Origin of the sequence: Sulfurimonas sp. HSL3-2 (genome assembly GCF_039645965.1) — a bacterium.
GTDB lineage: Bacteria > Campylobacterota > Campylobacteria > Campylobacterales > Sulfurimonadaceae > Hydrocurvibacter > Hydrocurvibacter mobilis.
Genome location: NZ_CP147917.1, coordinates 1261621 through 1275167, shown reverse-complemented (window position 1 = coordinate 1275167; position 13547 = coordinate 1261621). Strand labels below are relative to the sequence as shown.

At 40.1% G+C, this 13547-nt stretch carries 12 protein-coding genes; 9 read left to right on the top strand and 3 right to left on the bottom strand.

Going from position 1 to position 13547, the window contains the following annotated elements; all coding sequences use genetic code 11:
- The first annotated feature begins 2 nt into the window (after positions 1 to 2).
- From WCX87_RS06380 to WCX87_RS06350, 7 genes are all read left to right on the top strand, one after another.
- Positions 3 to 611 (top strand): hypothetical protein, encoded by a 609-nt coding sequence (locus WCX87_RS06380; RefSeq protein WP_345978585.1) that lies wholly within the window; start codon positions 3 to 5, stop codon positions 609 to 611.
- Between the two features lie 121 nt (positions 612 to 732).
- Positions 733 to 1965, top strand: a complete 1233-nt coding sequence (locus tag WCX87_RS06375; protein ID WP_345978584.1) for a hydrogenase small subunit — start codon at positions 733 to 735, stop codon at positions 1963 to 1965.
- On the top strand, positions 1965 to 3743 hold the full coding sequence (locus WCX87_RS06370; protein ID WP_345978583.1) for a nickel-dependent hydrogenase large subunit: 1779 nt from the start codon (positions 1965 to 1967) through the stop codon (positions 3741 to 3743). Before WCX87_RS06375 ends, WCX87_RS06370 begins: the two co-directional genes overlap by 1 nt.
- 10 nt (positions 3744 to 3753) lie before the next feature.
- Positions 3754 to 4455, top strand: coding sequence for a cytochrome b/b6 domain-containing protein (locus WCX87_RS06365; RefSeq protein ID WP_345978582.1), 702 nt, complete (start codon positions 3754 to 3756; stop codon positions 4453 to 4455).
- Between the two features lie 54 nt (positions 4456 to 4509).
- Positions 4510 to 6435 (top strand): hypothetical protein, encoded by a 1926-nt coding sequence (locus tag WCX87_RS06360; protein ID WP_345978581.1) that lies wholly within the window; start codon positions 4510 to 4512, stop codon positions 6433 to 6435.
- A complete protein-coding gene (gene hypF, locus WCX87_RS06355) occupies positions 6419 to 8704 on the top strand; it encodes a carbamoyltransferase HypF (RefSeq protein ID WP_345978580.1) in 2286 nt (761 codons plus the stop codon). Before WCX87_RS06360 ends, hypF begins: the two co-directional genes overlap by 17 nt.
- Entirely contained in the window at positions 8694 to 9251 is a 558-nt protein-coding gene (locus tag WCX87_RS06350; RefSeq protein ID WP_345978579.1) for a hydrogenase maturation protease, read from the top strand. Before hypF ends, WCX87_RS06350 begins: the two co-directional genes overlap by 11 nt.
- Position 9252: 1 nt before the next feature.
- Here WCX87_RS06350 and WCX87_RS06345 read toward each other — a convergent pair whose 3' ends face one another.
- From WCX87_RS06345 to WCX87_RS06335, 3 genes are all read right to left on the bottom strand, one after another.
- Complete coding sequence (locus WCX87_RS06345) at positions 9253 to 9798, bottom strand: DUF308 domain-containing protein (protein WP_345978578.1); 546 nt, start codon at positions 9796 to 9798, stop codon at positions 9253 to 9255.
- A gap of 65 nt (positions 9799 to 9863) precedes the next feature.
- Positions 9864 to 10391 carry a HyaD/HybD family hydrogenase maturation endopeptidase gene (locus WCX87_RS06340; RefSeq protein WP_345978577.1) on the bottom strand — a complete coding sequence of 176 codons (528 nt, stop codon included), beginning with the start codon at positions 10389 to 10391 and terminating at the stop codon, positions 9864 to 9866.
- Positions 10384 to 11010: a transposase gene (locus WCX87_RS06335; RefSeq protein WP_345978576.1), complete on the bottom strand. Its 627-nt coding sequence runs from the start codon at positions 11008 to 11010 to the stop codon at positions 10384 to 10386. The genes WCX87_RS06340 and WCX87_RS06335 overlap by 8 nt, the downstream gene beginning before the upstream one ends.
- Positions 11011 to 11192: 182 nt before the next feature.
- Between WCX87_RS06335 and WCX87_RS06330 the strand changes: the two genes are divergently transcribed.
- Together WCX87_RS06330 and WCX87_RS06325 are read left to right on the top strand one after the other, a co-directional pair.
- Positions 11193 to 11831 (top strand): hypothetical protein, encoded by a 639-nt coding sequence (locus WCX87_RS06330; protein ID WP_345978575.1) that lies wholly within the window; start codon positions 11193 to 11195, stop codon positions 11829 to 11831.
- Positions 11832 to 11926: 95 nt separating this feature from the next.
- Positions 11927 to 13438 (top strand): hypothetical protein, encoded by a 1512-nt coding sequence (locus tag WCX87_RS06325; RefSeq protein ID WP_345978573.1) that lies wholly within the window; start codon positions 11927 to 11929, stop codon positions 13436 to 13438.
- Positions 13439 to 13547 lie beyond the last annotated feature (109 nt).

Here is a 13547-nt window from a genome sequence, read left to right as displayed (position 1 = left end):
AAATGAAAAAACTAGCAGTTATATTTTTAGTCATACTGTCACTCAATGCCGATGAGATAGATAGAATAGACGATATGGTCAGTGATATCTCAAAATTAAGAAGCAGTTATGAAAGCTGTCAAAAAGAACTTTCTGAGGTAAAAGAGAAAAACCAAGTCCTCAAGACAGAGATAGATTCGATGGAGGAGTTAAACTCCAGAAATAAAGAGCCGTATCAAAAAGAGATAGAAGCATTAAAAAAAGAAGTGGCAAACAGTAAAGCACTTTTAGAACGAAAAGAGAAAGAGATACAAAATTTAAACTCCAAGATTACCAATATCGAGACTCCGGACAATGAGTTTCCGAAGTTGATCATGAAAGAAGAATATAAAAAAGAGGAAAACAATCTAACATATTTTAAAGCCACGACATATAGACTCAAAGACAATACTTACATATATGACGGCCCAAATGGAAAGAAAACGGAGATATGGGAAAAAGATACAAGTTTTACTTCATACATAAAAAAAGGGAACTGGATAAAAATAACAGGTTACTTTATAAACAAAGTATGGGTCTCTGCTAAAGACAAAGAGTTTTGGGTAAAAGAATCAGCAACAAAGAAACATTGACTCTTAGTCCTTAAATTAAATAACAAATTTTCTTTTTAAGTAAAAATAAAAGATTCTTATACTTGTTTAAGTTTCGCTGAGTTACCATGGTATACAAACATTCACTTGTAAGGAGTTTGGGATGCCAGATAGAATCGAAGGGGTGAAGAAGTTATTTACCTCAAAAAGCGCTCGAGTCGAGACAAACAAAGGTGAGTCTTATTACAACGATCTCTTCGAGAGATGTCAAGCAAGATTAAATGATCTGCGTTCCACACAGCCGGCCAATAGGTTGGACTTCAGTGAATTATTAAGTGAAAACGGTGTCGATAGACGTGACTTTATGAAATGGGTCAGTGCTACTACAGCGATGCTGATGCTTCCTCCAATGTTTTCTCCTCTTGTCGCTCAGGCGGCTGAACTAATGAACCGTGCTCCCGTTATCTGGATAGAACTGCAAGACTGTGCAGGGAATTCTGAAGCACTTTTACGTTCAGACGGACCAAAGATAGATGAGATCGTCCTTGATATCATATCATTAGAGTTTCATGAGACACTTCAAGCTGCGGCGGGCTTTCAGGCAGAAAAACAGCTGGAAGACGCTATTAAAACCTTTAGAGGAAAATACCTTCTTTTTGTCGAGGGATCTGTCCCGATGGGCATGAACGGTCAATATGGAACTATCGGTGCGGGTGCCGAGACATTTTATGATCACTTGATGCGTCTTTCCAGAGATGCTGCAGCAGTCATAGCTGTAGGTTCTTGTGCTACATACGGCGGTATCCCTGCTGCAGCTCCAAACCCAACGGGTGCTGTTGGTGTTATGGATGTCGTAAAAGGCAAACCGATCATCAATATCCCGGCATGTCCGGCGAATCCTGCAAACATGGTGGGTGTGATCATCCACTATATTTTGACAGGACAGGTACCTGAATTAGATTCTCTTCTTCGTCCAAAATTCGCATTTGGTTACCGTATCCATGACAACTGTGAACGCCGTGCACACTTTGATGCCGGTGAATATGTCGAAGAGTGGGGCGATAAAGGTGCTCAAAACAACTTCTGTCTTTATAAAATGGGATGTAAAGGCCCAATGACGTTCAATAACTGTTCAATCGTGCGTTATAACGAGGCTGTGAACTGGCCGATCGGTGTCGGACGCGGATGTATAGGCTGTTCTGAACCTGATTTCTGGGATAAATACGCATATGAGCGTCCTATGGCAGATGCGAAGATAAAAGCACCGGCAGGCGGAGTTGAAAAGTCTGTAGATGAATTTGGTCTTGGACTACTTACAGCAGCCGGTATCGGTATAGGTATTCATGCTGTTGCCAGTGCACTTGCAGGAAAAAAAGATGATGGAGGAGAAGCATAATGAGTAAGCGTCATATTGTAGTCGATCCGATTACACGTATAGAGGGTCATTTAAGAATAGAAGCTGTTATAGATGAGAACAATACGATAGTGGATGCGTATAGTGCTTCAACGATGTTCCGCGGGATTGAAACAATCTTACAAGGCAGAGATCCTCGTGATTGCGGTTTACTTGCTATGCGTATCTGTGGTGTCTGTACGGGAACACATTATCAAAGATCTATAGAAGCTGTAGAGGATGCATTTGACATCACTATACCTAAAAATGCACGTATTGTCCGTAACCTGATCCAAGGTTCACTCTATGTCCATGACCATTTGGTACATTTTTATCATCTGCATGCACTTGATTTTGTCGATGTCGTTTCAGCTCTTTCAGCTGATCCTGCAAAAACCGCTGCTGAAGCAAGAAAATGGGCTACAGTAGCAGGCGTTGCTCCTTACACTGACGGCGAAGGCGAGTTTAAAGAGGTCCAAGAGCGTGTAGCGAAGTTTGTAAAGCAGGGACGTCTTGGAATATTCGGTAACGGATACTGGGGTAATAAGCACTATAAACTTACTCCTGAACAAAACCTCATAGGTGTCGCACACTATTTAAAAGCACTCGATATTCAACGTGATCTAGCGAAGATGCAGGCGATCTTCGGCGGTAAAAACCCGCATCCACAGTCGATTGTCGTGGGCGGTGTCACTTGTGTTCAGGATATTGAAAATCCAGCACGTATAGCTCTGTTTAAACAGCTTTTAGCAGACGGTACGAAGTTTGTAAAACAAGCTTATCTTCCAGATGTTTATATGGCAGGGACTATGTATGCGGATGAAGCTACAGACTCTAAAGCGACGTTTACTGAACTTATGGAAGGTAAAGGCGTAGGCGGAACAGGAGGGGGACTTCTTAACTATATGAGTTACGGAGACTTCCGTCTGGACGATACAGGTTTTTATAACTCGGCTCTGCTGTTTCCAAGCGGAATAGTTTACGGCGGGGATATCTCTAAAGTCGAAGATGTAGATCCGACAAAGATCGCGGAAGATGTCACTCACTCTTGGTATGAGGGAGCGAAACCGCTTCATCCGTATGACGGACAGACTATACCGAACTATACCGGTCTTGACAAACGCTCAGACGGTGTGGCATATCTTAAGACTAATGAGAAATACAGCTGGATAAAATCTCCTATCTACAATGATACACGTGTAGAGGTCGGACCTTTGGCTCGTATGGTTGTGGGTGTAGCACGTAAAGATGAACGTATTACGAAGTATGTGATGGATTTCTTAAAACGTGGAAATCTTCCTGTTGCAGTACTCTTTAGTACGATCGGAAGAACTGCAGCTCGTGCGATAGAGACGACTATTATGGCTGATGCTCTTGTTGAATGGGCTGATGAACTGGCAGCAAACGTAGCCGCAGGTGACTTAAGTACTTGGACTGATTTTGACTTTAACAAAGTAAGTGTCAAGACAAAAGGGATGGGGCTTGCAGAAGCACCTCGTGGTTCACTTGGACACTGGGTACGTATCGATGAAGGTAAAGTCTCAAACTATCAAGCCGTAGTCCCATCTACATGGAACGGGGCACCGCGTGATTATAAAGGAAGACTCGGTGCATATGAAGCGAGTCTGATCGGTATCAAAGTCGCAGATCCTGAGCAGCCGCTTGAGATCATACGCACGATCCATAGTTTTGATCCTTGTATCGCATGTGCCGTGCACGTAGTCGATACAAAAGGAAAAGAGTTAGGTGTCTATAAAATAGATACGCAATGTAGTGTCTAAGGAGATTATTATGAGCTCTGAATATAAACAGGTAAAACGTATGACTACCGCAGGTCGCATTATCCACTGGGCAAATGCGATCTCTATGTTAGTAGCGATTATTACCGGATTATATATAGGTCATCCGTACTATCAGACGTTGATGGCAGACGGTGCCGTTGACAAGTATGTCATGGCTTGGAATAGATGGGGGCACTTCATAGTCGCGATCATCTTTGATGTTACATCGGTAGTGATCGCGTATCTTTATTTTTGCAGCCGTTTTGAAAAAGCGTACAAGAAGGTTCTGCCGTCCTTTAAGAATATTATAGAGTTTATCGAGGTTGTTCTTAATCTTGTGACTCTAAATAGACGTAAAAAGTTCAATTCTGCTCATGCAGACAGCTTTAACGCAGTTTATTTTCTTATTTTCCATCTGCTTCTGTTTTGGATGCTGTTTACGGGACTTCAACTTTATGTCTCAGGACTTGAATCTGGAATCAGTTCTATCGGAGGCTGGTGGCCTTGGCTTCTTCATCTGGCAACGGACTGGACCATCCCTGTAACGGGCGGTACTATCATGGATGTTAGAATATCTCATCATTATACAATGTGGATCCTTGTCGCTTGGGTCGTATTCCATATTTATTATCAGATATGGAGAACGATCTTTTGGAAAGAGGGTGATATCGCAATCGTCTTTGGCGGAAGCAAGTTCGTTAAAGAAAATTAATGGTTTTAAAGTTATAATCAGGCAGTTAACTGTCTGATTATGAAAAGGATATCAATGGCATTCGTGCTGGAACTTCAAACAAACTCCTCTCAATCCTATATAAAAAATTATATTATCAGTATTATCAGAGAGTTCGGGATCAATGCTATTGCCGCAAACAAAAAAGGAAAACTTCTTTTTGCTTTTGACTCACAAAACAAAAATCTTCAAGAGTGTATAGAGTCTATCTCCAAAAGACTTCCCGCCTCATGTTTTTTAACAGGCAGTGATCATTATAATACGGATGATATTCCAGATTCTCTGCCCTCTTACAGCGTAGAATATCCTCTTGGACTCGGGCTTTGTCCCTCTTGCCAAAAAGAGCTTTTTGATCCATCTTCGCGAAGATATTACTACCCTTTTACCTCATGCAGCCATTGCGGCGGACAGTATGGTTTTTTTACCAATTTTCCTTATGAACGCAAAAATACGTCATTTCGATTTTTCAAGCCTTGTGAGGATTGCGAGTCTGAAATAAACAGCGTCGGAATAAGAGAGAACCATCATATAAACAGCTGTCATAAATGCGGTGTAGCTGTTCGTCTCATGAACAAAAACAATGAACGCTATGCAAACGATGCAGGAAGTTTCAGGACTATGTTCGAAGTCGCCGCAAAAGCCCTGATGGACAATAAGCGAGTTTTGGTAAAGACGACAATGGGTTACAGACTTTTTTATAAGCCGGAACATGTAAACAGCGGCTCTATACTGATGATGATCAATGCCAAAAAGATCACGGATTATCTCTCTTTGATAGAACAGGAGTTCAATGCACTTCTAAGCATCGAGCGTCCTATCTTACATGTAGCCGTAAAAGAGGAGACCTTAAAAAAAGAGATCGGTGATACAGTCGATGTAAAATATCCCGATGACGGATTTAGTATCCTGCTTGCAAAAGAGCTGCAGACTTTAAATCAGGATTATATATCCTATGAAGATGCCGACAAAGACACGCAGGCAGATATCTTGATGGATTATGATCTGGAAGTGACGCACCAAGAGGATATGAGGCTGTTTATTAACAAAGATATCCAGTTTATAGCTTCAGGTGAGAGAGTGAGTTTTCCATCAAAGCTGGCTCCTGCCACGGATACGTTGAGTATCGCTCATCATCTTATCGGTGTTCGAAGCGATGAGATGATGCTTTTTGACAAGATGGAGCATTTTGAATCGACAAAAGTCGCAAAGGTAATGGTTCTTGAAGGTCATGATGAAGAGAACTGGCACTCAAACCAGACTCTGATGCATCAGGATGAAGCGTCGTTTATGTCGGTTATCGCAGAACATCAGCTTTTTGGCAGCAGCTGTGTGGGAACATATTTTGATGAGGAAGCTTCATTTTTATACTATGACGGCAAAAAAGTGATCAGAGTCGTCCCCTCACGTGATTTTAATGCAATGGACTTGTTAGAGAGAATGACGACCCTTAGGGAAGGATCGGACAGGCTGGTAAAAAATTTAAAAGAGAAGATGCCGGATCTCTATAAAAAGCTCGAAGGGCTTCAAGAACGAGGTGAGGTCGACTTGTTTGAAGCTACTGCTATCATTCTCGGGCTTGAAGATGAAAGTATGCGGGGCGTTACAAAAGAGGCGCTGAAATTTATAGGCAAAGGCGGTATCCAGATAGATACCCATGTCAAAGACAACCGTTTTGACCATACCGCATTTTTATCCAGTATCGTCAGTTATCAGCTCGGCGGTGTTGGAAGCGTAATGCTGAGCTACTCTATCTTTGAATCTCTTGGAGATTATTTTAGTGAGCTTATAAAAGAGATACAGACAAAGACCAAAGCAAAGAATATTGTTCTTTGCGGCAGTCATTTTGCAAATCAGTCCCTATTTAGCCGTATGCAGAGAAATTTGAAGCTCACACCGCCTTTTATGAATATCAACTATCCGATAGGGAAGGAGAACGCCGTTGTCGGTGGAGTTTACCTCTAAACGATTAAGAGTCAATGTAAAGGGGATCGTACAAGGGGTCGGTTTCAGGCCTTTTGTCTATCAGTCAGCCCTCAAGCATGCCCTAGGCGGATACGTACTAAACAACTCCGAGGGAGTGGTAATAGAAGTAGAAGGTGATGAACAAAACCTCACTTTATTTTTAAACACACTCCAAGAAAGTCCGCCGCCGCTTGCAAGAATAGATACCCTCGAGAGTCATAATATCATCGCTACAGGTGAAAAAAGTTTTCAGATACACCATTCAGAAGCAAGTGTAGTCACGACTACAATGGTCTCACCGGATGTCGCGCTGTGTGCGAGATGTAAAGCACAGATGAATGACAAGACAGATCGCAGATATGCATACCCTTTTATAAACTGTACGGACTGCGGACCGAGATACTCCATTATCAAGACACTCCCTTATGACAGACCGAACACCTCTATGAACGTCTTTACAATGTGTAAAACATGTGCCAAAGAATATAACGATCCAAACGACAGACGCTATCATGCCCAGCCTATCAGCTGTCCGGAGTGCGGGCCGACTCTGTATCTGCTTGACCGTAACGGCAAAGAGATAGTAAAAAACAATGATGCCATTGGGCTTACATGTAAACTGATAGAAGAGAAAAAGATAGTGGCTATAAAAGGGCTTGGCGGCTTTCATCTGGTATGTGACGCTTTAAGTGATGAAGCGGTATCGACGCTGCGGGAGAGAAAAAAACGTCCGAGTAAGCCGTTAGCCGTGATGTTTAAAGATATTGAGGCACTGAAAAAAGAGGCATTTATCGGCAGTAAAGAGGAGGGACTTATCCTCTCAAAAGAGCATCCTATCGTAGTAGTGGATAAAAACAAAAACTCTACTCTCTCTGTTTATGTCGCTCCGAATATACAAAGAGTCGGAGTGTTCTTGCCGTATACTCCGCTTCATACTCTTTTGTTAAAGGAGTTAGACAGACCGATAGTCGCCACAAGTGCAAACTTAAGTGATGAGCCTATTATCATCGATGAGAAGGATATATTCACAAAACTTGGCGATGTGGTCGACGCGGTACTGACCTATGACAGAGAGATAGTTAATGGATGCGATGACAGTGTCATCATGCAAAACGGGGATGAGAAAGTGTCTATAAGAGTTTCCCGCGGATATGCGCCAAAAAGTATTGTACTTCCTAAAAAGAGCAGTAAAAAGATATTGGCAGTAGGTGCAAACCAGAAAAACACCATTGCACTGGCGTTTGACGGACATATAGTACTTTCACCTCATATAGGAGACCTGAACTCTCTGGAAGCGTTTGAGTATTTTACAAGGACGCTTGAGACGTTTAAAAGATTTTACGACTTTGAACCAGATATCATCGTATGCGACAGACATCCCGAATATGAGACGACAAAATGGGCAAGACAGTTTACAAAAGAGAGTGACAATATAGAACTCTTAGAGGTTCAGCATCATTACGCACATGCACTGGCTTGTATGGCAGAATATAATTTAGATGAGAAGGTACTCTCTTTTTGTTTTGACGGGACAGGGTACGGTGAAGGGGGTGCTCTTTGGGGTGGAGAAGTGCTGTTGTCCGACGTAGATGATTATGAGAGAGTGCATCATCTCAAACCGTTTCGTCTTTTAGGCGGAGCAAAAGCGGTCAAAGAACCAAGACGTGTTGCTCTGTCACTTCTGTTTGAATGCTTTACACTCGAGGAGATACTCTCATTAGAGAGTGAGACGACAAAGAGTTTTACTAGCGATGAGATAAAATCGCTCCATACGATGTGGCAAAAGGGACTTAACTCCCCTTATACGACCTCTATGGGAAGAGTTTTTGACGCGGTGGCTTCGCTTGCAGGAGTAGCTCAAATACTCGGATATGAAGGTGAGAGCGGCCTACTGTTAGAGAGCATAGTAGAGGAAGAAATAGATCTGAATAGAAAGTTTAGTTACACTATAGTAGATGACAGTATAGATATAAGTGCTATGGTAAAAGAGATATTACATGTAAAAGATCCGGCGACGATCTCATCAATGTTCATCTCAACGGTGGTAGATATTATCTTAGATATAGCGGGCAGATATCCGTTACTCCCTGTAGTGCTTAGCGGAGGAGTGTTTCAAAACCGTGTACTTGTCGATAAGCTTGCCAAAGAGTTCAAAAAAAGAAAAATCAGGTACTATATACAAAAAGATACGCCTGTAAATGACGGTTCGATCGCGCTTGGTCAGGCATATTATGCAGTCAATAGACAATGGGGTGAAAATGGAAGATAAAATAGCATTGATAGGTTCCGGAAACACGTTTTTTAAAGATGAGGGTATAGGGCTATACGCTGTAAAGTACATAAAAGAGAACTATGATCTTATGCCAAATATCACAATACTGGACGGCGGGACCTTAGGGTTCAAATTGATGCCTCTGCTTCAGGAGTTTGAACATGTCATCATAGTCAATACATCTTCTGATGACAGCACGAAAGCCGGTTCTATCACTATTAAAAAGAGTGAGGAGTTTATTGAGGGTTCTCTGATAAAAAAGACGGCAAACGAGGTCGAGATAGCGGAGATGCTGCAGATATGTTCTCTTAGTGAAAATATGGCAGAGACGACAATAATCAGTATCACTCCCGAAGATATCATCTCTGTTGAAGTAGGGCTTAGCAACTCGGTAAAAGAGGCTTTACCACAGTTCTTGGACAATATCTTTCAACTCTTAAAAAAGAAGGGTATCAGTGCTGAAAAAAGAGAGAGATATTGCTCTATAGAAGAGATACTTTATACTTTTGCAAATCCGAGTATTGAACACGGCCGCGGTTTTTAGACTATTTCAGCATATCTTTAAAGATAGAACCGCCTACCAAAAGAGCGACACCGTCAAAAAAGAGACTAAAGCCGACTAAAAGTCCTACAAGATACATAGAACCCACCGGCCAGTTGACAAAAAGCAGCAAAGCGATCAAGACTGAGAAGATAGCGTTTAAAAACCAAAGGATCGATCCTGAACTCTGCTTCATTGAAAAAGCGATGCTGAAGCTTGCAAACCCGTCAAGAAAAAAGTAGACCGCTAAGAGCAGACCGACGGCACTGGCACTTTCTTTAGGGTAAAGCAGCATAAAGATAGCTGCCCCTATGAGGATCACGCTTTTCAGCCAGCCGATACTGTCCGTTTTATTGCTGATCCAAGTAAAATAGCCTGCAGTAAAACCGCCAAACAGCATAAGCCATGATATAAAAGTAACAGTCGCCAATGTCATAAAAACAGGATAAACGATACCGACTGTTCCAAGCAGTATAAAGATCACTCCGGCGATTTTTCTGTATTTGTCGAACTTCTCAAAGAGATCCTCATCAAACGGCTGCTTCCACATCTCTTTCTCTCCCTTTCTATAAGGACTTTATATCATCATTATAGCATTGAAAGTACACGCAAAGATTAAGAGAAGTTTTCTATGATAGATCTAAGAGGTGTGATCGCTTCTTTTTGTGTGACACTTATCCCGTTTTTTTCTAAGATGCCGAGCACACTTTTGATGTAATCGTCAAATCTTTCATGCAGAACAGAACTCAGCCCTATGCAGATATCTATCTCTTCTGGAATGATCCCTAAAATGGAGGATTTCGGCAGTTCTCTACCCATGAGTTCGAGCATATCGAGACACTGAATGACACCTATCTCATGAGCTCCGCCGCTGTTGAGACCGTATCCGGTAAGCTCCTCTGAGGGAATATGGTAGATAGACCCCGGAGAGTCCTCTATATCTATGGTATCAAGTATCAGTATATGTTTGTACTGCATAAATATGTTTAGCAGATTTATCCCTTCGACTCCGCCGTTAATGATCTCTATTGAGGGAGTGAAGGTATAGTTGCTTTGCAAATATCTTGTCGCATAGACGGCTACTCCGTCATCCATCTCCAAGATATTTCCGACACCTAAAATAGCAAAACTGTTTTCATTCATATTGACTCTCGAAATAGTGTTTTTGCAGAAGCATTTTTTGTGCTTCAAGCGTATGGTTAAATTTAAACTCCGCCTCTTTTAGATAAAGCGGAAAATTCTCGGTCGATATCCCTTTGTAGTTTAGTATAAACTTCTCAAAATACTCCCAAAAGTTCACGATTTTATTGAGATGTTTAGAGACTTTTATGATCCTGCTTTTGCGTTTGAACTTATTGAATTCGCTGTTATATACGTTTTCAAGATTGTCGTCAATAAACTGCTGCTTGTATCTTTGAAGTGTCGGCATTACCAATGTATAGATATGGTTTTCATAATCGAATGTAAGGAAGTTATGCGCATCAAAGACCGCTAGTCTATCGTTCCTTTTACTCTGTTCAAGGTAGAAATACTCTTCATACTCACAAGATCTTCCTCTTGAGAGTTCATATTCGATCTCACAGATATTTGCACAAAGCAGTCTGAAGATATCGTAATATTTATGGATTGATACATAGGAAAGTCGGAGTTGTTTTGAAGTTTGAAGTGCATTTTTGTCTTCACAAAAATAGTCTATAAGCATCATGATCTTGTTTATACGTTTTGGACTGTACTTTCTTTTACATGCCGAGCATTTTAACATGCCGTCACCTAGTCGATACAGTTTATGATCGCAGTAAATACATTCGATTAACCATTGCATGCTAAATTTTACCCTTTTATTATTGATTTTAGTCCTAAAACTGTATAAGTTTTGTAAAAATTTAGTTTTTTCTTACAAAAAAAGAGTAAAATTTTTTAAACCTCTTACTTAAGGAGTAGTCTATGATGATCGGTTATATGATAATTTTTTGGTATGGTATCCTTCATGCATTCGGACCCGATCACTTGACTGCCATCGCAGACTTTTCTATAGGGAAGTCGAAAAGAAAGACGGCGCTAATAACTTTGATGTTTGCTTTTGGACACGGTTTGATGCTTTTTATTTTTGCAAAACTTCTGCAGGTCTATTCGCTGCCTGAGTATATAACGGAGTATGGAGATACTATCTCTTCGTCCGTGATCATCGCTATGGGATTGTATCTGCTTTTTATGGTCTTTTCTAACCGCATACATCTGAACAAACACGTTCACAGTAATAAAGAACATATTCATATCTATTTTGGTAAAAGCCACGCTCATGGTAATGTTATTTCGACATCGGCACTGGGTATGGGTGCACTTATGGGTATAGGCGGAGTGAGAGGGATGCTCGTGACCCTTGGTATGCTTCACGGTGAAAATATAGAACCGACGATGGTGCTGGCTTTTGTTGCCGGTGTTTCCGTCGTATTTGTGAGCTTTGGTGCAGTGATACTTTATCTCAATCGCAATCTTCTTACTAATATAACAAATATAAGAAGGGCTTTTGGTCTTGCAGGAGTCATATCTATCGCTGTCGGTACGCAGATGCTTCTTGCCTGAATCCATCTCCTGTATTCTTGTCAGGTTAATATAGTTCTTATCGTTATACCTGTACAATTAGGGACTACAATATAAAAATTTTCTCTAGGGTATTGATGTTAGATCAGGAAATAAAATTTTATTTAAAAGCACACGTCGGTAAACCGAGTATCGACTTCAGACTCAGTGATGAGGAGAATGATAAACTATTTGCGTATTTAAATGAAAATTGTGAAACAGTAGATCTGGACGATCCTCAAAGCCAGCTGATTATAAAGCAAGCGTTTAAAGAGTATCTAGAACCGGTAGGATATATACTTTTTAAAATCATCAATAATAAGATCCGTCTTAAAGTCTTTCCCTACAAGATCGAGCCAAAAGACAGTGTCAACCTTCCTTCTCTCCTTGAAATACTGAAAAACAATCAAGACCTCATAGAATATGATTATAAAGGCAATAAAAACCAGATCTCATTGCCAAAAAAATTAAAAGATAAAATATATAACTTTATAAACAAGATAAATAATGAAGAGATCAATAAAAAAGAGCTGGCAAGATTTGCAGTCAACGAGTTTTTGCAACTAAAAGATCATGATATCGTCATTATCAGAGACGAGCATATCTTTGTAAAGAAACTTGACGACAAGTATAAGCGCAAAGTCGCCGAAAATGAGAAAGAGACTATTGCCAACAGATATAACGGTATCAAAGAGGAAGATTTTAAAGTTCTTTATGACGATTACTTTTTAGAAGAGGAAAGCAAAAATTTCTTTTATTATTCTGCAAAAATGTTTGTTCAAACATACCTGATAGAGAAAAAGATCGATAATCAGACTTATGAAAAAAAAGTATTTGCATTAATACAGTCCATTATCTTAGAACAGCTAAAAGAAGCATTTGAAGATGAAGACGAAGACTTTTTTCTTGGTTTTTCGGGTTATGTATTTAGAAAGCATTTTGAAGAAGTATTTGGGCACATTGCAAATCTTATCCTGGAAGAGATAGCTATATCAAATCAGTATATGATGGAGTTCTTAAAATATTACTCTTTAAACATTATTGTAATCGATGGAAGAAAGTATAAAGTCCCGGAACTGGAAACAGAGGATGGACTTAAATGGAACGTCATATCTATGCTTTCCATTGTAAAGATATATATTAAGATCAAGACATCCGTCGAAGCCTTGAAAAAAGAGAAAGAAGATATCAATAAAAAGATACGATCTCTGTATATCGGTGATAAATCACCATTAGAATATCAAAATGTAGTCAATGCAGAAAAAGAACGCCTCACACAAAAGATCAATGAACACGGGAAAAAGCTGGAAAGATATTTAGATTCTCTGGATATGATAAAAGACACCACTAAAAAAACCAGACTGCAAGTCGAGATTTACAATATAAAAGATGAAATAAAAAAATATAGAGAAGAGAAAAAAAGGGTAACAGCGACAGCAGTCGGAAAAACCATGATCTCAGAATATAATAACCTAAGAAAAGACTTGGATAATATAACAAGACAGCTGCACAGGGAAGAAAAGATCCGTGAACAGAACAAAGCAGCTTACGTGTCTATCAAAGATGCTTTGTCCAAAGCACTTGTATCTAAAAAAGTGTTAGTACCTTAAAGCTGCCGGAAAAAGAGAAAATTAAATTTAATCTGCTTTTCATGATAAATTTTTAACTTAAATGAAAAGAAATAGTTATATAATGGACGGATTATAGGAAAGTCTATTA